This window comes from Cytobacillus sp. Hm23 (assembly GCF_051842895.1).
Lineage (GTDB): Bacteria > Bacillota > Bacilli > Bacillales > SM2101 > Nanhaiella.
Window position 1 is genome coordinate 1 of sequence record NZ_JBPXRQ010000050.1, and the last position, 20,349, is coordinate 20,349.

The window sequence follows — 20,349 nt, forward strand, 5'->3', positions numbered from 1 at the left end:
AAACTCACTGCCAACAAATAAGATAATAGAGGCACTACCACTCTAAATAGAAAAAGGTGAATTTGAGCTCGCTCAAATTCACCTTTTTCACTTTTTGAGGCTAGTTATGTCCCAGCCTCGACATTTTTTCACAGCCTGTAATTACTTACAAATACGCTGTGCATTTTAAACGATAGTCACTAACCTACTTTCTCTTCTTTTATCGCTTCCTTCTTGGCGATAAAAACTCCATAACCTAAAATATGTCGATATTTTTGAGTCATATCATTATGATTTGCCCATAATTTAAATAACTCAGGGTCTATGTTCGCTGAAAAATTAAATTCTGGTTGCTCTTGCCTAAATAAAGAATGGTTTACAGTTGATGTTTTTAGCACATTTACTGTGGCAAAACCATTTTGTGTTAGTTTTGTTATCCATTGTTTCTTCGTTAATATTTCTGTAATATCATACATGCTCATTATTTCTTTAACTTCATGCTGTAGTAATAGCTTATCTGTTGTCATTTCAATGGCTAATAATACACCATTATCCTTTAATACTCGGCTATATTCTTGTAAAGATGTTGAAATGTCAGTAAAACACGTAACAGATTCAGCTATTACAATATCAAAAAAGCTATTAGGAAACGGCATGCTTCTAATATCAGACTCTTGAACGTGTACTTGTAAGTTATTTTCAGCAAATCTCTTCTTTGCTTTTGATATCATAACGGGATGGTTATCAAGTGCATACATATTACATTTGTATTTCTTTTTAATGTAAGCTGTCGTTTGACCTGTTCCACACCCAACTTCTAACACACGACTAGATTGATCAATCGGCAATTCAGATAATACTTCTTTTGACAAATGAAATCCACCAGGGTGAGCTCCGCCAATGCCAAATTCTGCAAGAAAATCAATGTATTTAAAAGTTTTCATTGATCCCAACCTTTTTTCATCATGATGATAGCATTATATGAAAATTCTTAAAAGATGTACCATGAAAACATAGTTAAAACAAACTTGTTATCGTCAAGTCGCTATAATTATTTCATCATTTTCTTTCACACTTACATAATATTTTCATATTTTACAAGTCAACATTTCATCAGTTGCATATAATAATGCTGAATCGTTAGATGCTATTTAGGTATTACAGATGGACATCTAGATTATGACATATTTTCTATGTGTTTTCTGTATAGGTGCATAATGAAAGGTCGTTATCATCTTGATTATTTTTCATGTTAGGAAATATACACGAAAACAACTGGCATTTCGTGGCATCATTTCTTCTGTATTATGAAAATAAACATATAAAACCGCTTCTTATGTTATAAACTTGGTGATAGTAGCAACAAAGTTTACAAAAAGAGCTTAATGAAAAAACAAATGTAAGCGAGTGAGGGAAATGTTATTTATAGCGCACAGAGGTGCTTCCGGATATGCACCTGAGAATACATTTGCAGCATTTGACAAAGCAGTTGCCTTAGAGGCTGACTACATTGAAATAGATGTACAAATGACAAGAGATCAAGAGCTTGTCGTCATACATGATATTACAGTAGACCGTACAACTAATGGAACCGGGAATGTGAAAGACTATTCTCTTAGGTCTATTAAACAATTAAAAGCGGGATACTGGTTTCATGCAGATTTCAAAAGAGAAAAAGTTCCTACTTTAGGAGAGGTCCTCGATCAATATTCTGACAAAATAGGCATCATCATTGAATTATGCAACCCCTTTCTATATCCAAAGATCGAACAAAAACTAGCAGCAGAGCTCAAAAAGCGGAACCTTGAACAACAAGATTCCAACATAATTATTCAATCATTTTATCCTTCTACGCTAAAGAAACTTCATAAACTCTTACCAAATGTAAAAAAGGCATTGTTATTACATTTTTTATTTCACGATTTTTCCAAACAAACACTTGAGAGTTACCGCTCTTTTATTCAATATATGAATGCTTACTGGACCATCTTAAATAGCTCTACGATAAATCATCTCCATTACTATAATTTTGAAATCTTTGCATGGACAATAAACGACATGAATACGATGAACGAGCTTGCTAAATTAAATATTAGAGGGGTTGTCACAGATTTCCCAGACTTTAGAACAAGGTTTCAAATTTAAAGTGTGTCTCCCCCTTTATTCTGTTCATGTACTAAGCATAGAATATTCACTGACTTGGAATGAACTTATTTTCATTTTCTCAGCGAATAACCTATACAAATCAAAATAATTTACATAACCTATTTTTGAGAAAACTAGTGCTAACACACAATAATTTGTTGAGAGGAGAGGAACTACACTGGCGAATGAAAAGAAAAGTCAACCAAACAAAAGCCCAATGAGATTAATGAATGATTTTTTTCAAGAACGGCCTCGAAGATCAGCTTTATCAGCAATAGATGATTACTTTTTACTAGCTGCCCCTGAAAATTCTTTCCCTGTAGATGTCTTTGAAACAGAAAAACACTTTGTAATCCAAGCTGAATTACCAGGTGTACCACGTGAGGATATTATTATTGACAGATTAAGTAATGAATTACGAATCAAGGTAAAGGGAGAACTCAAAAACAACCGAACTAACAACAATCCGTTTTTCAGACCCCAAAGACCACCTAAGAATGAAAAATCTATTTCACTTCCTGAATATGTATTACCACATAAGTTAACGGCTACTCATCGAAATGGTATATTGGAAATACTAATCCCTAAGAAAAAAAGGAAAAAAATCGACATAGACTAATTTAATTGAAAGATCAAAAGTAAAAACAGGGTGATTCCAATCCCTGTTTTATTTTTATATATATAACTTCGGAACAGACTGTCCCTCTGTATTTTGCACTTTGCGACTTTGTGCTTCTCGATTTTTCCCTTGAGAATTTCCACTTGTTTTTCTTTTTGTAGTTTTTTTATTACTGTCAGATGTTTTCTTCTTTGGAGTACTTTTAGTCCCATCATTCGATGTCTTTCTCTTCACATTTTTTTTATTTTGATCGCTCGTTTTCTTTTTCGATTGACTCGTTTTATTGCTAGCATTATCCTGCTCATCTTCTTCATCTTCAGTTATATCTGTATTTTCTTCCTCTGATTCTGTGTCATCTTCGTCTTCACTATCATCATTGAGCGATCGCATCATCTTAACCATTGATGGAATGTTTCTAACCAAGGGTCCATATTGTTGCACCATAGGAATTGTTTGTTGTGTCATATTTAACACTTTTTGAACATTACCTAGCATTCCCATAATGTTTGTGCCACCAGTAGCTCCGCCACCACCAAGAAATCTTGATAAAATCCCTCCAGTTTGTGCGGCCTGTTGTGTCCCAGCTGCTGCCCCCCCAGTAGCATTAGGTAACATTCCACCTAATTGCTGAGCGCCTCCTCCTAAGCCTCCAAACATTTGGTTTGGTACAGTACCAGCGACATTTCCTGGGTTAACTCCTCCACCCCCTAGTAATCTACCAAGAATTCCTGGTCTAGCTGCAGCTTGTTGCATCTGATTGGCAGCTCCCCCAATCATATTTGCTCCTCCTGTAGGTGGTCGAAACAATCCGGGTCGTATTGGCGCTTGGTTTGCTATTGGTGGAGGTGTCGGCCTTTGAAATGGAAACATATATCTATCCTCCTTTCTGTAGTAATCAGAAAGTTATCTTAATTGGGTACATAATATGTTTATTCGTTTCAAAATGAAAATGAAACTGCTTTATAACAAATAGGCTACCTTAAAATTGAACAGGTTGTAATGAAGCATCAAGCTTAAGTAACTCATAATGATTTTCTGTTAAGTAATCTAATAATTCACGTAAATGGTTAACAGTAGTAGTTTTGTCATGTAATAAGATGACCGGAGCATGATCTTGTTCCCTTAATTTCTCTATTTGCGCAATTGTATCATGTACATACCTTTCATCTCTGTATTTCCAATCTTTACTATCGACATTCCAATCCCACATTATATAGCCATTATTAATAACTGCGGCTTTATAATCGTCCGTCATATAAGGAGCACTACCATAAGGAGTCCTAATTAATGGTGTAGTTTCTCCAGTAATCTCTTTTAATGTTTCATTCGAAACAGACAGTTCATTAAGTAATGATTGACGAGATGCATAAAATTGATGTTTATCATGAGTGACGGAATGTAAGCCTACTCCATGTCCTTTTCTAACCATTTCTCGAACAAGTTCGGGATACTCTCTCATTTTTGGTTCTACCATAAAGAAAGTAGCTTTAGCATCATATTCTTCTAAAATAGCTAATATATCAGTTGAGCTCCCATAAGGTCCATCGTCAATAGTTAAATATGCGACTTTTTTTTCATTATCTATTTCATTTCCAACTTCTGAGTCAGTTGTGATAGAGCTATTAGTTGGTTGTGTTTGTTCAGACTCATCAATTCCTTCTTGTTCTGTAGTTGTTTCTACAGTGCTTTCATCAACATTTTCATCTTCCTGTTGATCAATATACCCGTTTTCGTCTGAAACATCTCCAGGGAGACTTTGTTGTTGATTTTCATCAATGTCTGTATGTTCGACAATTGTATTATTGTCATCAATAATTTCATTCTCTTCAATATCTAGTGTAGATTCAGTTTTGTTACTTTGCTCTGCTGCAACTACTTTATTATTTGAAGCAATTGGTTTGTCACTGCCAATGTTTAAACTCATAATAATGATTAATAGCACAATCGAACTACAAATTAATATACCTTCCCTTAATCTTAAAACCTTTCTTTTCTGTCTTTTCTGTCTCAACTTCATCATCCCTTTTAGTCTATGTTGTTAATAAAATTATAAATTTGAATGAGAGATAAATAGTAACAAAATGGTTACAATAAACGACAAATTTATACTGTATATCGTTGACAAGACGTTTTCTCGTATACAATAAAATAAAACAATCAAACTAGTAATAGTGAAAAAACAATTATTCTATGTACAACATTTACAAATTCGTATTTAATCAATTATTTATGTGCGTCAGTTATATAAAAGTGTTAAAAAGAACCCAAGCATTTGTCATTGGGTTCTTGTCTTTATTTATATTTCAACATATATCGGGATTTACTAACGTTATTTAACATTGATTTTGTGACAAAAGTAATGACTCGTATTACAAATAGAAGTGTTTATTTTAGAAGATAATACGAAGTGTATCTAAAAGCAGAAAGCTGCTCCAACGATGATTAATAAAATAAATAACACTACGATTAAAACAAAATTTGAAAATCCATGATAGCACCCATAACCATAATGAGGACCATACCCTCCATAAGCTGGGCTTACTCCTTTATAACCATCCATATTTTATTCCACCTCCTATTACGTGTAGTAACAACAATAGTTGTTAATATCTAACAAAGGCTGTACCAACTATAATTAATAAAATAAACAATACAACGATTAACGCAAATCCACTTGCAAATCCTGCTGCAGCCACTACAAAACACCTCCTTCAAATATTCCTTAATACGTTATTCAAATTGGGTTCTTGACGTAAGGGATAAACACCTAATTTAAGGTATTTTTTTGATGAATTTGTACTATTATTGAAAATTTTCTTAAGTCAAACATGGATAAGCGTACAGGCAAACATCATTGACAAACATACGCTAAATGGAAAGGAGGAGACATATATGAGTTTACACTGGTACAATATGTGCCGTAGATACCATGGGCAAGTCGTTCAAATCGATGATCGCTATGGAAATCGTCACGTCGGTAGAATTGTGCATCTTACACCAAATAAAGTATATCTTCAGCCTGCTGGCCCTCCGAGTAGAGGGTTTGGATACGGTCCTAGAGGCGGTTTCGGATATGGCTTTTATCGACCATTTGGTGGATTTTTCCCAGGGTTAGCTGTTGGTATCGGCCTTGGGGCTATAACTGGCATTGCTTTGGCTAGTCTATTTTTTTGGTAATCGAAGCCTATTATCAACATGCTTGTTGTTATGTAACTATGAACAAAACAGAACATCTAATGTTATAGCAACAAAGTTTATGGAAAAAGCCTTATAAAAAAACACTTCCATAATTTCAAAGTGGAAGTGTTCATTTTATATAATAATTATTAGACTATATCTCCAAATCTGAATAAGTAGCGTCACTATGCTTGTTTTTAGGGTGTAGGCACTTACTTAAAAGAGTTTGTTAATCTCTAACAATCGTTTTCATTAACATACGCATTTTAGTTAATAGTTTCGTTCTTATTGTTTCGTCTAAAGATATTTCTTCCATACTTTCCTCCATCACACGTATCCATATGTGTGCATTTTCTTGGGTCGTGTTAAATGGGTGACGTGTCTGAACTTGCTGCTGATGATTAGCATTTACCTCTGTATCATCCATTAAAGCAAGAATAAAAGATTGCTGCCTCGACTTTAATAGATTTAGGTCTACACCTCTAGCTTTAAACGTATCTTTAAAATACTGCTCTTGTAAAAGATTTTGATAAAATATCTCCACCAGTTCTTTAATCTTTTCTGTTTTTAGACTGAGATCTTCACGGTTAGCCATTTCTATCACCTCTAAATGATATAGAAAATACGATTTGATTTTATAACCAGACCTTTGCAGTTAATAATTTTGTATAACTGTACTTATAATACTTAATCCTTGATTAAGCTTCTGTTTCTATAATCCTTTGCTAAATGTAAGTTTCTAGTTGCTACCTAACAGCCGCTTTTTCATTTAGTACTGACACTTTAAATCTCTTGTTCGCTGAAACCGTTAATGTAAGACAAACTATAGAAAGGATTGTAAAAAAAGCGAAACCAACAGAGTAGCTATTAGTCAAGTTCACAATATAAGCAATGATAAGGGGTGGAAAAAATCCCCCTAAGCTACCAGTAGCTGCTACAATACCATTCGCTGTACCTGTTTGTGTTTTTACTAATAACGGTACAAGCTTAAAGACAACACCATTCCCAATTCCTGAGCAGAAGGAAATGGTCATAATTGCAATAACGAATATAGCATACTCATTTGTTAACGCTATGACTATACTTACTATCCCTATAACAACAAAGACTAGAATAAGAATCACGTAAGGGTTGAATTTATCTGCAAGCAACCCGCCTATCGGTCGAATTAATGTAGCAATGATAATAAATATTGCCGGAATAAACCCAGATTCCACCTTAGGTATATTAAAATTAGATACAAGCATTGTTGGTAATAACACAGTAAACGTTACAAACGTTCCGAATGTTAGGAAATAAAAAAGAGATAGCATTGAAACTGCTTGATTTTGTTTTAAATATTTTAGCGGGTTTACAAATTTCTCATTTACAGTTTTTTCTTTCTTATCCCCTAATATAAAGTTTGCAATGACCATAAAAGCAATTAAAAATAAGTAAAATTGAATAGTTAATCTCCACCCTAATTCATTTGCAATAATTGGGGCAAGGAAAGATGTAAATGCAGTCCCTATATTACCTAATCCAAAAATACCATTTACTAATCCATGCTTTGCTTTATTAAAATATTTAGGTAATGAAGTAACACCAATTGAAAATGTTGCGCCACTTATACCAAGAATTAAACCGAGTATAAATAAGTGAATAAATGATGTCGAAATGCTTACTAAATATACTGGAATAAGCAAGATTATAAAGTTTGCTATAAATAAGTTGCTAGCACCGTGTTTACTTGTAAGAAACCCAATAGGAATTCTCAGTAGTGATCCTGATATAACAGGTGCTGACGTAATTAGAGCAATTTGAGATGTGGATAAAGTTAGATCCTGTGAAATAAATGGCATTAACGACGATAATATTACCCACACCATAAAACTAGCAATTAAACTAACGGTTTGTAATGATAACTGCACTATTGGTCTACTATTCATTGTAGTTGAAAGCATGCAAAAAACCTTCCTTCTCTTCTAGTAAAAAATTGGTTTCTCTCTTATGAGTGGTTCATCTCTCAAAAGGGTTTAAGCTATTTTTAGCGTGTTGCAATCGATATTTATTTCATAATAAGTAGAAGCTGTTTTTTCAACTCATTATGTAAATTCATCTATCAAAACCTCCTAAACCAATTTGTTTTTATCATTTACACTATCATTATAGTGTAAACACAAACTCTAAATAGTGACCTGAATCACACTGTGATCAATCCTGTTAGTATGTTATTTTATTGATGGGCTGGGCACATTCAGTAGAAGGGTTTTTTTAATACTTGTCGAAGATATGATGTGAGATGGTTATAATGAGGTGAGGAATTTATGGATGGTTATATACAATTTGCAGTCATTTTCTTATTATTTATCACGCTTATACTTCCATTTACAACATTCATTCACGAACTTGGTCATGCACTTCCAGCTTTATTAGTAAGTAAGGATCCTGTAGAAATAAGATTAGGGAACTCCGATAAAAATACTGGTATTACATTTGGTAGACTAACAATTAAAATTCAGCCATTAAGTGGTTGGATTGGATTTGCTTTTTTTCATATTCCAAAGCATAAAAGTATGAGTGTTCACCATGCTTTAGTCTTATTATCAGGTCCATTGTTCTCATTTATTTTAAGCTTAGTTTGTTATGTGTTTTATACATTTCTAGGCTATAATTCAATAAGTAGTTTTCTTATTAAATCCATTATGCATGCATCTTTTGCACAATTCATTTTAACAATCCTCCCAATAAAATATCCATCATTTTTATGGGGATACGGAGGTATGCCCAGTGATGGATACAGAGTAATGAAACTATTAATGAATCGTGGATAATAATGGAAGACTTATGTTAATTTAACTGCTATTTTTCTTATGGTCACAAGTGGCAGTTAACACAACTTTTTGTCCTAAGAGATCAAGCAAATCATTGCCTAGTAGCTCACTTTGCAAAACAACTACAAAACGTTAAGGCTATTTTTAAACACTCATTTCTAAAAAGGGAAATCTATTGAACTGCTGATAAGCATACATCATAGAACTTGTTAGGCTCTTCAAAATTAGGAGAATGAGCAGAGTTTTCAAACCAAACTAGCTCTTTTTTTGGTGCCTCAATCGAATGATAATATTCTTGAACAAGTTCGTGAGGAGTTTGATAATCGTAACGCCCAACGCAGAAATACATAGGAATTTCAAACTTTAATGCAAGATTATACATATCTACTTCCAGTAACTCTTCCCATAGATTATTCAAGGAAAATAGAATACCATCTTTAATTGTCCTAACCCAATCTAGCATTGTATACTCTCGTAATGTAAACGACTTGAGCGCTAATTTTGGGAATGTGCTCTTATGCACTGTTCCTCCAAATTTTTCTAACCACTTTCTTTGTATACGAAGTTTCATTAAATTTTCAAATGGTGGCTCACCTATGTTTTCTAATTGATTAATTGCTTTTATGTTATTTGTTTCTTTTGCTTTATCAAGTGTAAATTGGTAAGAAACATTCTCACCTCGCTCCATGTTAACTATCTGACCTACCCCAATATATGCATGTATGAGTTCAGGATACTTATAAGCTGTTATGATACCTAAAAAACTTCCCCAAGAATGTCCCACTAAGTATACTTTTTCTTGATTGAAACGACTTAAAAGAGTAATAATTAATTCATAAACATCAGTAGTGAATTGCTTAATATTCATTGTTTCCCTAGTAATATCAGCTGAATATGATTTACCAGCTCCTCTTTGATCCCAATTCACAACAACAAAGCTTTCCTCAAGCTTTTTTTGTAACTTTGGTGCGAATCCTATTTGAGCTGAACCTGGACCCCCATGTAAGAACAGTAATATGGGAGCATTTTTACTTCTCCCCCTCATGAGAACATACTGATCCATCCCTCCGATCATCATTTTTTCTAACGAAGCAATACTATTCTTCACCAAATTTCCCTGTTCGTCTCTAAAGCTAAGTGTTTTACTTTTAATCATATAAACCCTCCTTGTTTTTGAGGTAAAGAATCCATCTATTCCCAACTGTTATAAGAAAGTAATATATATTATAAATACTGAATATTAAACAGATATATGATTAAAAGAAAAGTTGATAAATATGTTAGTAATCTACTTTTTGATTTGCACCTTATTTGTAATTAATATAGGGGGAAGTATATCTAATTGTGTAGGACCATTTCTATCTAGCCAAAGTTCCAACTCAATTTTTTCTCCAACCACCAACTCTTCATACTCGGCCTCAGTAATTCCCCCAACCCAATATACGTCATTGTCCATAATCTGTTCCACTGTTACCTCTTGGCCCGGTTTAGCAATTAAATGATCAGACATTAAAATACGAAAAACACTATCATTTACTTTTTCTTTTGAGATAACATAACCTACCTTAGTTATTTTTATTTGATTATTATTTATGAATGTAGAACTTAGAAAAATAATAATAATAAATGATAAGATAACAAAAATAATACTACCTACAATAACCTTTTGTTTATTCATAACTTTTCTCATCCTTTTCAAGGTTGGATTATATATGTACTTGATAAGGTAAAACTCTATATTTTCAGTACAATCCACCTTATAAAATTACGTATCTTGCCTCCATATGAACCCACTTGTCACTTCTGTAGTTATTCATGATTACATACATTTTTCATTTAACTAAGTGTATTTATATCAGTTATCCAGGCGCTATAATGAGAACCAAACAAAAGATGCGCTCCGTTCGTTTAAATTGACGCATCGGTAATATGAATCATGCCAGCATCGAGATTTGCTCATCTAATATACTGTGACCTATCCTAAAATTGAAGAACTTTTCTAATACTTGGATTCAGTATTATTTGACGCTTCAAGGAAAAAAATAGTTACACAAAAAAAGGTGTAATAATTACCATGTAAATTATTTTCACCTTAGTTAGTTTTCTTTTGTAAAATTGGTGTTGTATAACTACTTTTGTTGTTCCAGTTTAGTTATTTGTAACATCACATAACTTTTCAAAAGCAAAAATACTATATTTCCATTCCAAATATTTCTTTACTTCTGCTTTTGAACACCACTTATATAATTCATGTTCCGTTGATAAATATACGAGTTGTATTTGAGGAACTTCAACTCCAAAGCTAATGTCCATCATGCTCATCTTAACATCGCTTTTAATTGTTTCAAATTTATATGAGTAATCCAAATTAATAATATTAGTTACATTTGTTATTCCAGTTTCTTCATGTAATTCTCTCTTTACAGCTTGAATTGGTTGTTCATTTATCCCTATCCCACCGCTTACTGGTTGCCAATACCCTCCATTATTTAAATCTCTTTTTAAAAGCAAAAAAGAAGGTACTGGATTAATTGTATAAACAAAAGCCAAAATATTAACTCTATCAATCAATGGATGTCCCCCCTACAGAAATGTCCAATAATACATCTATTTGTTCAACTGTTCATTATTATTGGTATATGATAAAAGATGGACTAATCACCTGTTGATCTTTGTGTAAATGTTGCGCCATATCGCTAAAGATTATTGAGAGACTAACATTTTCACACTTTACTAAAATGATATTTGAAACGAGAAACACCTTACATTAAAAAACATAAAGTCCAAAATTTCAATACTTACAGTTTACTTATGCTTCCGAAAAAGGTGTTATAAATATAGTAAACTATGTTGTTCTTGACACTAATTTAGAGCAGCAATAAATGATTTTTTATGCAATTGACCTCATTTTATATGAGAAAAGATGCCATAAATGCTTGGGTTAATACATGTTTTATAAGTACGAAAAGCTGCAATCAATGCGAAAACATCCTAAGAATGCTACTCTCCTTCAAGAGAAGTTCAATTTGTTGAAAAACATTTTCAAGTTGTCCATTAATAAGCTAATCTTGTAAACCCACAACTCATCTTGTTTCGTATAAAACTATATACATTTCTACGAACATAGAATGGAGAAATGCTTGTGGTTTTTAAAACAATACAACATAATTTCATTAAAATTGTTCAATGGTGCACTTTGCAGTCAGTAAGTATACAATCGAGACTACGCAGGCTTTCGTTGAATTAATGTTTATAGCAGTCATTTCTTCTATTTATTATAAATGACAGGAGTTTTAAATACCCATTTTTCCCATATAATATCATCAGTTACTAGTTCAGCCATAAAATGACTTACATTTATTCTGCTCGTTTTACCAGCATTGAATATTGGGCTTCTTATTGGAAATTCACAAACTTCATAAGAACTTTTCTTCATCAATGTTGATTAATGTATCCGGCCGTACAGCAATCCAATCAATATTTTCATAATCTTCACCAATATTTTCAATCAAATAATTAGCAGCCTTGACATTATCACGATGAGGAGGAAGGAATAAATATAGTAGTGAAAGGATGAGTTTTTCTCCTATAGAATTTCTCTCACTAGATAAAGTATTCGTATAACCTGCTGTACTCATAAGTATGAGTTTTACTTTTGTATCTTTAACTGTCTCACTGATTCTTTTTATTACATCAAATACCAAATAACGAGGTTTACCAAACATCCCTTTAAGTGTAGGGTTGTGACCAAGGCAGGAGATAATGACATCACAATTAAGTAGGAGGTTATTCATCTCAGAATCATTTAAGTCGTTGATATTACCCTTCTTGATTTCCACTAATGGATGTTCTTTAATGTCTTTGGGAAGAGTTGCACTATTTCTGATAAGAATTCGTGTGTTGATTTGTCTTTTGATTAATTGTCTGACGACTTGTTTGCCGGTAGCTCCACTTGCCCCAAGAACTAATACTCTCATATTCCATCTCTACTTTCATTATATTTTATTTCATGTGTGATTGAGTCGATCAAACAATCATACTCATTAATATATCTTGGAACCATTTCTTTCTTATCGTAATGTTGGAACTATTGTACTTCAAAAAATTATTATTCCATAGACACTTAAGTGTTGTTAAAAGCATTATAGCTGATCGATTTCCAATTTTCCGAATAGATTTAGTATAATAGCCTCATTTTCCCAGATCATTTTACTTGCTATACAATAAATTTACTTTAAATGGTAAAACAAACAACTCAGACATTTGTTATAATAACTTCTGGAGCTGGCAATTCTGTATAGATCGAATGTATATGATACAACTCTTCTATATGATAGACCCCCTTCTGATGTTGAACACTGTATAGGTTTTCTGCAACTTTGGCTGCTATTTTAGCAGTAATCAAAGATTCTTTCTTTCCTTCAATCCCACATTCAGCAACTACCTTTTTACCGTTATATTCCCCAAAAGCGTCAACTTTCACTGCATACGTATCTTTTCCGAACCTAATGTTAGTGAACAACCACACCATCAACTTTCGAATAGATTGATATTTTAATAGCTTAAATACCCCAGCCCATTTTAACAATGCAAACAAACTAGTTATAATACGGGAATCAAAGCACACCCTAGTAGCAACAGTAGGAACTTTTAATGTGTCCGGTAGCGTATGTTGGTCTGAAAAATTGAAATAAAACCCCTTTCGCTTTCCAATATTTTTACCAAATGAAGTTTCCTTTCCTCCACTAAATGCTTCTATTTGAGTTTTATCACTACCCATATAAATTTGATACGTGTTACTTAATTTATTTACTGTCCACTCAATGGCGGCTTTGCCATGATAATCTCCTAGGCCTAGCATAATATAAATATCAATCGCATCAGTATAATCAAGGGAGTTTTTGGCAAAGGAAGCTAATAAATTTGTCAGTCCAGGTGCTAACCCCACACTCAAAACTGCGCATGTATTACTTTTTTCTGCTTCAGCATGTAATCTTTTTACACTGGATAAAAACGTGTAGTTTGCAGAAATATCAACATAATGAATATTTTGATCAAAGCAAGTACGAACAAAGTCTAAGTTCCTCTGATCTAAGCACATTACGACAAGTCTCACTTTTCTTAATAGCTCCAAAGGAACAGGCTTTGAAATATCTAATTCAAATGGTATTACCGTACCATTTGTTGTTTGACAAAACTCCTCCGCTTTCCTTAAATTTCTTCCAGCTGCAATCACTTTTCCAGGTAAGTACCTACCAAGAATCTCACAAACTTTTTTTCCAACCTGTCCATACCCACCAATAACAAGAATTTTATCCTTCATCTCATTTTCACTTCCTTTAATTGTTTGTTGTTCATAAAGCAACTACCATTAATATGGCACCTATTGAAATCATAGAGATTGTTATCAAACTACGAATTGTAATAGAATCCGTACGTTTCAAAAAAATCCCACTAATTAATACAGTGATGATCGGCTCTGTAGAGGTAATGACACTTACATAAGATACTTGAATCGATTGTGTTGCAAGAAAAAAGAATAATGGACCTAAACTCGTAAATAAACCTGCAAGTAAATAATAAGGATTTAGACTATTGAAGCTTCCCTTAATACTGCTTGTTAAATTGCCACGAACCGATTGATAAATCAACACAAAAACTAGAGATGTCATTGCTCCAACCCACGCTCCAAAAAAAGCGTGATCCATAGTTAATAAGCCTTGTTTCCGAAGTCCTTGCCCAACACCAAATGTAATTGCTGATAGAATTGCTAATCCATATCCAAACATTTGCTTATTTTCGTATTGTAAGCTCTCTTGTGATTTGATTAATTGATTATGAGATGTTCCAGTTTTCCGTAAACTATATCCTTCATTCAAAATCCCCACCATTAACAACATCATTCCAACTCCTGGTAGTAAAGATATTGTTTCATTTAGAAAAAAAATTGCGAATAGCGTTGTAAAAATCGGGGTAGTATTTCGGATAGCAGATGCCCTTGATGGGCCAATATAAGAAATACTAGAAAATAAGGTCAACCTTCCGATCCCTGTCGTGCATAATCCAGCCAACGAAAAAAATATTAAAGAAGTCCATGAAAAGGGTATGTTCCAGCCTTTCACAGCTATTGCAATAAGACAGAGAAGCCCTAAAAAAATCACATTTATGAAAATAGTAATAAAGAACCCATTATCAGTATTGTTATTTCTTATTATCCCTTTTTTAATGATCACATTATTTACAGCAAACATTAAGGCTGATAAAACAGCATAAAGTTCACCCATCAAATTCCTCCCCCATTCTTCTTATGCAATAATATTGAATGTTATTTTAGTTTAGATACTAAACATTATAGTTAAAATTATAGTTTAGATGCTATACTATATGTAGTAAAAAACTACAATCAACAGAGAGCTGTATGCTGATTGCATTGCTTTTTCATTATTTTATCCTTTATCTTCTTTTAATAAATCAGTAAATATTGTTATACATCTTTCAAAAATTGCAATTTCTTTCGGGTCTAATTCTTCTCTAATTCTTTCATAAAATTGCTCGTGAAGCTTCTCATGCTCTTGAAAAGCTACTTTCCCCCTCTCCGTTAATGAAATGAGTACTGCTCGAGAATCTTTATAGTGTGGAGAACGAAAAACCAGCTTCTTGCTTTCTAAACGACTAATAACCTGTGTTACGGCTCCTTTCGTTACCTCCAGTCGCCTAGCAAGTTCACTCATTAGAATCTCACCTTCAATTCCAATTGCATCTACGGCATGAATTTCACTCGGTGTCAAATTTATATCTCCACCAAAAGTTCGAGGATGTCGTTCGAGTCGTTGTAATTGAAAAATTAATCTTCCTATATTGTGGCTACTATGCTTCGATTGGTCTGTTATGTTTTTCTTTTTACTATTCATGTTATTTAGTATAGTTACTAAACTAAATAAAAGCAAGTGATTTATTCACATTTTTTTACAAATTATCTTTTAGTAAACTTTATTGCTAAAGATCGTAAAGGTATTGTTTTCTGGAAGAAAAGATGAAATGTAATTTAGTTGTATACGTGTTTTATTTATCCTACTACAAACAACAATCAATTCGAAAACAGTCATTCAAAAAGATAATTAAATTATGAATGAGTAAAATGAATCTACTATATAGAAAAACCTAATTGTAAAATCAAATATAAACTATGAACTTAATATTATATAATGAATTGTTATATTGAGCTTATTGAATCGTTATAAATACAAATTATTCTTCATTAATTAAATCCGGGTGTTAAAATAAACTATCTTTCACTTGATTGTTGGAACGCTATAAGTATTGTATGATCAAACAATCATTAGTCCTTTTGATAAATTATCCTATTACGGTTTTATTATCCGCTAACAGCAATTGAGGGCAACCTAGTTATATAGATTCCCCTCACCTTTTATTAACTACGCTTATTATACATTTCAATAATAGTTAATCATATACCTTACGTACTAGAGACATTTGTTCTTGCACCTATTACCTTCAAACCGATTTGCTCTATAATCTCAGGAGGTATGGAAAAAGCTAGTGCTGCTGGATCCATTGCAACAGCCATACCTGCTGCCTCTAAATAATCTTCTTCAATGCCGTAATCTGCAAAATCCGCAGGTAATCCAACTTTCACCTGTAAATCTCTAATTTTCTGTACTACCTCTTTAAGTAGAACTTGTTGATCCTTTCCAGCTGTTTCTATTTGTAAGGCTTGTGCAAATTCAACGATTTTCGGTAAATATAAGTCAGGTAATGATTCAATAACAATTGGAAGAAATACAGCATTGGCAAGCCCATGCGGAATTCTAAACAAAGCACCGTAGGCATGAGCTAAATTATGGACAGGTATCGCGTTTAAAGAATAGCTGAAGGCGGTAATCCCCATCGTACTTGCTTGTAGCATTTCTAATCGAGCTTCTAAATCTTGACCATTTTCAACAACGGTTGGCAAATGTTTTTCTATTAAACGAATTGTGTGCAAGGCATTTGCATCTGTAAAAGGAGTAGCATTCGGCGATGCCAATGCTTCTATGGCATGAGTCAGTGCATCAAATCCTGTAAATGCTGTAATGAAAGCTGGAAGTCCTGTCGTCAAGTCTGGATCAAGAACCGCCATATCAGCATTGATAAATGGATTAATCATCGTCGTTTTCAATCTAAGTTCTTCATTGTATATGACAGCAATAGGTGAAACCTCTGAACCAGTTCCTGCTGTTGTAGGTACAGAAATATGTGGTATTGTCATATGAGTGGCTTCAGGCCAACTTTCAATTAAAAGTCCTCCTGGAATTGCAGTTTTTATATCCGTTAACCCCTTAAATAATGCATATTTCACACCTTTAACCGTATCTAAAACACTGCCCCCACCTACGGCAAGAAGTGCATCAGCATTTACTTCTCTTGCAAAACGTGTTGCCGCATTGACACATTCACTACCTGCATCTTGAACAATATCTAAAAAAACACCAACTAATTCAGGTCCCGTTCCGTATGAAGTTAATGAAAACAATTCTGTTATTTTGTCGACAATTCCAGCTTGCTTCAGCCCTTTATCACTGAATAAAACAACTCTTTTTGCTTGCATGTTTTGAAATAAATCTGGAATCATAGCTCGTGTACCTGATCCACTATGAATGGCAGTTCTCTGCATATATTGGTTATATGATAATGTCATATACACACCTCATTTCATTAATTATGAAAACCCCTCTTTTTCGAGAATGAATATGTTACAGTAAAAGGTAAAAAAGTTGGGAGCTCTATGATCAAATTGATAAATGCTAGTCAAAAAACCTTGAATTTTTGTTTAAGTTTCTTGGAGGTTGGAAAATAACAATTGATTCCAACGTCGTTTATGGAGATCAGGAACCATGGAAGTATGGACATGCTTTAACTGTGTATAGGCATCTAATGAGTGCTTCCCCATCTCCCTGCCAATACCACTCTGCTTATACCCACCAAATGGAGCATCATTTCTTAATAAATGCCAATCATTAATCCAAACAACTCCTGCTCGAAGTTTACGCACCACATCGTATGCTTTATTTACGTCTCTCGTCCAAACTCCCGCAGCTAGACCGTAAATCGTGTCATTCGCCATCTTAATAGCATCATCGAGGTCACTATAACGAATAATTGATAATACAGGACCAAATATTTCTTCTCTAGCAATTTTCATATCATTCGTGACATCAGCAAAAATAGTTGGCTCAATAAAATGGCCATTTTCACAGCCTTCAACTACCGCCTCTTTTCCTCCACAGATTAACCTAGCTCCTTCTTGTTTTCCTGATTCTATATAAGAAAGGATCGTTTCCTTTTGTTGTGAAGATATAACAGGTCCCATATCAGTTTCAGGGTCAAGCGGATTTCCTAGCTTTAGTGTACCTGCCAATTCTGCCAGTTTTTCAATTACCATTTCATAAAGACTATCAGGAACAAATAATCTAGTTCCAGACTCACATAGCTGTCCTGAATGTAGGAAAACTCCAAATAAGCTACCAGGTAACGCAATATTTAAGTCAGCATCTTCAAGAAGTATATTAGGAGATTTTCCACCAAGCTCTAGCGTAGTATTCTTAACTGTACGTGAAGCAAGGCTCATTATGTGACGACCAACTTCCGTTGAGCCTGTAAATGCAATTTTATCAACTTTTGGATGTGTAGCAAGCGGCTCACCTACTTCATTCCCTGAGCCGGTAACGACGTTTATAACTCCTTTCGGTACAACCTCGGAAATAATTTCAGCCAATTTAAGAGTTGATAGTGGTGTATAACTAGCTGGCTTTATGACGATGGTATTTCCCATTGCTAATGCAGGTGCAATTTTCCAAGTAGCAATTAACATAGGCATATTCCAAGGAGTGATCGCTGCACAAACGCCAATCGGTTCTCTCCATACAAAGTTATGTGCAGGACCAGGGAAAGGAGGTACAGGCAACGTTTCGGAGAATGGATATTCTAGAACAAACTTACCTAAAGTTTGGAATAAATCAGCCATTTGCATAATGTCACTTGAGGATAATCTTCTAACAGTTCCGCCAGAGCTAATTGTTTCTAAGTAAATAAGCTCTTTCGAGTTTGCTACGATTTTATGTGCAATCGCATACAACAACTTCGAACGATTTTTCGGGTTCATGTCGCGCCACTCAGCTTGCTCAAATGCTGCGCTGGCTGCATTAACTGCTTTTTCTACATCATACTTATTACCTTTTGCAACTTTTGCAACCACATCTCCTGTTGCAGGATTGTGTACATCAAAAGTTTCTCCGCTATTAGCTGGTACCCACTCCCCATTAATAAACAATGGGAAAGTACTTACATCAACTTTTATAGACATATTTGTCCCTCCTTTTAATTTTTAGGCTCTTTTCGCAAACTTTATTGCTAATGAAACTAATATAAGGACAGCAATAATTAAATTTATGGACCTCTTTGTAAAATGAGAGAAATAGAGGTCACGCCCTTATGGATTATACATATTTATTTCTTATAACGAAAAGCAATAGGTAAAGCGAAAACAGCTATTTTTTAACAAATCTCTATTTTGGATAACTTATTTGAAAAACTAAGGAGTGTAGTTAGGAATTTGCCAATGATATATAAAGTGTCTCAATCGCACATCTCATACGTCTTTAAGTGGTTCAATAACTATTCCAAAACAGCCTGAATTGATGAACGAAAGATATATTGTTATAGCACACCGACATCAGCTTCATTCGTTTTATATATTTCTTCGATTTTTTTCCCTCTTGCTCTTGAGAGAATTTCCATTCTAATACTAAGTTGTTTCATCGTATATTCCATTGTTTCTTCAGTCGGATTTCCAAAAGAGCTCATTTCTCTTCCTGCTATTCCTTCTTGATTCAACTGTAATGCCAGTGGTGCTAACTCTTCCATTTTGTTACTTACTAAATCAAAAATATGTGGATGCTCAGAAATTAAGCGTTGCAGTAAATATGTTCCGTACCCTATATGTCTGGACTCATCCCTTTTCAACAGTCCAATTCCTTTCATTAATCCTGGCATAACACCTGCTTTGTCAAGAGATATGTAAAAGGAATAGTACCCTGTCTCAGCCAAGACTCCTTCTACAAACATGTTATATACAGTGGCAGCCTCTGCAATTGCTTCAGGAGATTGATCGTAAACAATTCTTTCCATTGCATTTGGAAGAATCTCAAAAAAGATCTTCTTATAAGTAGGTGTATGGAAATGAGATAAATCACCTTTTTCTCCAATTATATTAAGTACATTTCGGAAAAACTCTGTGTGTTTAGCTTCCTCAAATAGAAAGGTAGTTAAAAACATTTCTTCCTCAATACGTCCTTCTTTTGCAATTGCCATGATCAGAGGTAGTAAATCTAAAGTAACTGCCTCTTCCCCTCCTTGAAATTGAGCAATAACGCGTAGAATATCTTCTTGCTGAACTTCAGTAAGTGATTTCCAATCTTCTCGATCTTTTGAAAAGTCAATGTCTTGGGGATTCCAAATTCCAAACCGTTTAGCCTTTTGATATAATCGGTATGGCAATAAATCTTCAATAATTCCCCTTTCACTAGTAGTAATCACATGTTTTCTTACCATTTTGCT

General features: G+C 33.7%; 21 protein-coding genes. 4 read left to right on the forward strand and 17 right to left on the reverse strand.

What is annotated here, in order from left to right:
* Positions 1 to 179 precede the first annotated feature (179 nt).
* Positions 180 to 923, reverse strand: a complete 744-nt coding sequence (locus ACSVDA_RS21560) for a class I SAM-dependent methyltransferase (protein ID WP_485885996.1) — start codon at positions 921 to 923, stop codon at positions 180 to 182.
* Between the two features lie 472 nt (positions 924 to 1,395).
* Between ACSVDA_RS21560 and ACSVDA_RS21565 the strand changes: the two genes are divergently transcribed.
* Complete coding sequence (locus ACSVDA_RS21565) at positions 1,396 to 2,124, forward strand: glycerophosphodiester phosphodiesterase (RefSeq protein WP_485885998.1); 729 nt, start codon at positions 1,396 to 1,398, stop codon at positions 2,122 to 2,124.
* A 217-nt stretch (positions 2,125 to 2,341) separates the two neighbouring features.
* The gene (locus tag ACSVDA_RS21570) at positions 2,342 to 2,743 is read left to right on the forward strand and encodes an Hsp20/alpha crystallin family protein (protein ID WP_485886000.1); all 402 of its coding nucleotides are present in this window, start codon (positions 2,342 to 2,344) and stop codon (positions 2,741 to 2,743) included.
* Between the two features lie 54 nt (positions 2,744 to 2,797).
* Here the strand turns inward: ACSVDA_RS21570 and vrrA are convergent, their stop codons facing one another.
* The 4 genes from vrrA to ACSVDA_RS21590 all read right to left on the reverse strand — a co-directional run bounded on the left by vrrA (position 2,798) and on the right by ACSVDA_RS21590 (position 5,439).
* Positions 2,798 to 3,613: a VrrA/YqfQ family protein gene (vrrA, locus tag ACSVDA_RS21575; RefSeq protein WP_485886002.1), complete on the reverse strand. Its 816-nt coding sequence runs from the start codon at positions 3,611 to 3,613 to the stop codon at positions 2,798 to 2,800.
* Positions 3,614 to 3,722: 109 nt separating this feature from the next.
* Positions 3,723 to 4,667, reverse strand: coding sequence for a polysaccharide deacetylase family protein (locus ACSVDA_RS21580; RefSeq protein ID WP_485886004.1), 945 nt, complete (start codon positions 4,665 to 4,667; stop codon positions 3,723 to 3,725).
* Between the two features lie 489 nt (positions 4,668 to 5,156).
* A complete protein-coding gene (locus tag ACSVDA_RS21585) occupies positions 5,157 to 5,303 on the reverse strand; it encodes a YjcZ family sporulation protein (RefSeq protein WP_320210503.1) in 147 nt (48 codons plus the stop codon).
* A gap of 43 nt (positions 5,304 to 5,346) precedes the next feature.
* Positions 5,347 to 5,439 carry a YjcZ family sporulation protein gene (locus ACSVDA_RS21590; protein ID WP_485886006.1) on the reverse strand — a complete coding sequence of 31 codons (93 nt, stop codon included), beginning with the start codon at positions 5,437 to 5,439 and terminating at the stop codon, positions 5,347 to 5,349.
* 196 nt (positions 5,440 to 5,635) lie between these two features.
* Between ACSVDA_RS21590 and ACSVDA_RS21595 the strand changes: the two genes are divergently transcribed.
* Positions 5,636 to 5,920, forward strand: coding sequence for a hypothetical protein (locus ACSVDA_RS21595; RefSeq protein ID WP_320210505.1), 285 nt, complete (start codon positions 5,636 to 5,638; stop codon positions 5,918 to 5,920).
* Between the two features lie 229 nt (positions 5,921 to 6,149).
* Here ACSVDA_RS21595 and ACSVDA_RS21600 read toward each other — a convergent pair whose 3' ends face one another.
* Together ACSVDA_RS21600 and ACSVDA_RS21605 are read right to left on the reverse strand one after the other, a co-directional pair.
* Positions 6,150 to 6,515 carry a globin domain-containing protein gene (locus tag ACSVDA_RS21600; RefSeq protein WP_485886008.1) on the reverse strand — a complete coding sequence of 122 codons (366 nt, stop codon included), beginning with the start codon at positions 6,513 to 6,515 and terminating at the stop codon, positions 6,150 to 6,152.
* Between the two features lie 151 nt (positions 6,516 to 6,666).
* Positions 6,667 to 7,848 carry a nitrate/nitrite transporter gene (locus ACSVDA_RS21605; RefSeq protein WP_485886010.1) on the reverse strand — a complete coding sequence of 394 codons (1,182 nt, stop codon included), beginning with the start codon at positions 7,846 to 7,848 and terminating at the stop codon, positions 6,667 to 6,669.
* Positions 7,849 to 8,226: 378 nt separating this feature from the next.
* Here ACSVDA_RS21605 and ACSVDA_RS21610 point away from each other — a divergent pair, with 378 nt between their 5' ends.
* The gene (locus tag ACSVDA_RS21610) at positions 8,227 to 8,733 is read left to right on the forward strand and encodes a site-2 protease family protein (RefSeq protein ID WP_485886012.1); all 507 of its coding nucleotides are present in this window, start codon (positions 8,227 to 8,229) and stop codon (positions 8,731 to 8,733) included.
* A 172-nt stretch (positions 8,734 to 8,905) separates the two neighbouring features.
* On the opposite strand, the gene ACSVDA_RS21615 is transcribed toward ACSVDA_RS21610, so the two are convergent.
* From ACSVDA_RS21615 to ACSVDA_RS21660, 10 genes are all read right to left on the reverse strand, one after another.
* Positions 8,906 to 9,889: an alpha/beta fold hydrolase gene (locus ACSVDA_RS21615; protein WP_485886014.1), complete on the reverse strand. Its 984-nt coding sequence runs from the start codon at positions 9,887 to 9,889 to the stop codon at positions 8,906 to 8,908.
* Positions 9,890 to 10,021: 132 nt separating this feature from the next.
* On the reverse strand, positions 10,022 to 10,411 hold the full coding sequence (locus tag ACSVDA_RS21620) for a hypothetical protein (RefSeq protein WP_485886016.1): 390 nt from the start codon (positions 10,409 to 10,411) through the stop codon (positions 10,022 to 10,024).
* Positions 10,412 to 10,881: 470 nt separating this feature from the next.
* Positions 10,882 to 11,304 (reverse strand): NUDIX domain-containing protein, encoded by a 423-nt coding sequence (locus ACSVDA_RS21625; protein WP_485886018.1) that lies wholly within the window; start codon positions 11,302 to 11,304, stop codon positions 10,882 to 10,884.
* Between the two features lie 845 nt (positions 11,305 to 12,149).
* Complete coding sequence (locus tag ACSVDA_RS21630) at positions 12,150 to 12,710, reverse strand: NAD(P)H-binding protein (protein ID WP_485886020.1); 561 nt, start codon at positions 12,708 to 12,710, stop codon at positions 12,150 to 12,152.
* 278 nt (positions 12,711 to 12,988) lie between these two features.
* The gene (locus ACSVDA_RS21635; RefSeq protein ID WP_485886022.1) at positions 12,989 to 14,098 is read right to left on the reverse strand and encodes a saccharopine dehydrogenase family protein; all 1,110 of its coding nucleotides are present in this window, start codon (positions 14,096 to 14,098) and stop codon (positions 12,989 to 12,991) included.
* Positions 14,088 to 15,017: a DMT family transporter gene (locus ACSVDA_RS21640; protein ID WP_485886024.1), complete on the reverse strand. Its 930-nt coding sequence runs from the start codon at positions 15,015 to 15,017 to the stop codon at positions 14,088 to 14,090. Before ACSVDA_RS21640 ends, ACSVDA_RS21635 begins: the two co-directional genes overlap by 11 nt.
* 162 nt (positions 15,018 to 15,179) lie before the next feature.
* Complete coding sequence (locus ACSVDA_RS21645) at positions 15,180 to 15,644, reverse strand: MarR family winged helix-turn-helix transcriptional regulator (protein WP_485886026.1); 465 nt, start codon at positions 15,642 to 15,644, stop codon at positions 15,180 to 15,182.
* A gap of 566 nt (positions 15,645 to 16,210) precedes the next feature.
* Positions 16,211 to 17,431: an iron-containing alcohol dehydrogenase gene (locus ACSVDA_RS21650; protein ID WP_485886028.1), complete on the reverse strand. Its 1,221-nt coding sequence runs from the start codon at positions 17,429 to 17,431 to the stop codon at positions 16,211 to 16,213.
* 132 nt (positions 17,432 to 17,563) lie between these two features.
* Entirely contained in the window at positions 17,564 to 19,096 is a 1,533-nt protein-coding gene (locus ACSVDA_RS21655) for an aldehyde dehydrogenase family protein (RefSeq protein WP_485886030.1), read from the reverse strand.
* 353 nt (positions 19,097 to 19,449) lie between these two features.
* Positions 19,450 to 20,343: a R2-like ligand-binding oxidase gene (locus tag ACSVDA_RS21660; RefSeq protein WP_485886032.1), complete on the reverse strand. Its 894-nt coding sequence runs from the start codon at positions 20,341 to 20,343 to the stop codon at positions 19,450 to 19,452.
* Positions 20,344 to 20,349: the final 6 nt, after the last annotated feature.

Bases quoted from the DNA above. Each gene is read 5' to 3' on its own strand.
- vrrA (WP_485886002.1), bottom strand. From the start codon at position 3,613: ATGTTTCCATTTCAAAGGCCGACACCTCCACCAATAGCAAACCAAGCG.
- ACSVDA_RS21570 (WP_485886000.1), top strand. From the start codon at position 2,342: ATGAGATTAATGAATGATTTTTTTCAAGAACGGCCTCGAAGATCAGCT.
- ACSVDA_RS21580 (WP_485886004.1), bottom strand. From the start codon at position 4,667: ATGAGTTTAAACATTGGCAGTGACAAACCAATTGCTTCAAATAATAAA.
- ACSVDA_RS21560 (WP_485885996.1), bottom strand. From the start codon at position 923: ATGAAAACTTTTAAATACATTGATTTTCTTGCAGAATTTGGCATTGGC.
- ACSVDA_RS21585 (WP_320210503.1), bottom strand. From the start codon at position 5,303: ATGGATGGTTATAAAGGAGTAAGCCCAGCTTATGGAGGGTATGGTCCT.
- ACSVDA_RS21600 (WP_485886008.1), bottom strand. From the start codon at position 6,515: ATGGCTAACCGTGAAGATCTCAGTCTAAAAACAGAAAAGATTAAAGAA.
- ACSVDA_RS21565 (WP_485885998.1), top strand. From the start codon at position 1,396: ATGTTATTTATAGCGCACAGAGGTGCTTCCGGATATGCACCTGAGAAT.
- ACSVDA_RS21605 (WP_485886010.1), bottom strand. From the start codon at position 7,848: ATGAATAGTAGACCAATAGTGCAGTTATCATTACAAACCGTTAGTTTA.
- ACSVDA_RS21660 (WP_485886032.1), bottom strand. From the start codon at position 20,343: ATGGTAAGAAAACATGTGATTACTACTAGTGAAAGGGGAATTATTGAA.
- ACSVDA_RS21595 (WP_320210505.1), top strand. From the start codon at position 5,636: ATGAGTTTACACTGGTACAATATGTGCCGTAGATACCATGGGCAAGTC.
- ACSVDA_RS21640 (WP_485886024.1), bottom strand. From the start codon at position 15,017: ATGGGTGAACTTTATGCTGTTTTATCAGCCTTAATGTTTGCTGTAAAT.
- ACSVDA_RS21630 (WP_485886020.1), bottom strand. From the start codon at position 12,710: ATGAGAGTATTAGTTCTTGGGGCAAGTGGAGCTACCGGCAAACAAGTC.
- ACSVDA_RS21650 (WP_485886028.1), bottom strand. From the start codon at position 17,431: ATGACATTATCATATAACCAATATATGCAGAGAACTGCCATTCATAGT.
- ACSVDA_RS21610 (WP_485886012.1), top strand. From the start codon at position 8,227: ATGGATGGTTATATACAATTTGCAGTCATTTTCTTATTATTTATCACG.
- ACSVDA_RS21620 (WP_485886016.1), bottom strand. From the start codon at position 10,411: ATGAATAAACAAAAGGTTATTGTAGGTAGTATTATTTTTGTTATCTTA.
- ACSVDA_RS21655 (WP_485886030.1), bottom strand. From the start codon at position 19,096: ATGTCTATAAAAGTTGATGTAAGTACTTTCCCATTGTTTATTAATGGG.
- ACSVDA_RS21645 (WP_485886026.1), bottom strand. From the start codon at position 15,644: ATGAATAGTAAAAAGAAAAACATAACAGACCAATCGAAGCATAGTAGC.
- ACSVDA_RS21615 (WP_485886014.1), bottom strand. From the start codon at position 9,889: ATGATTAAAAGTAAAACACTTAGCTTTAGAGACGAACAGGGAAATTTG.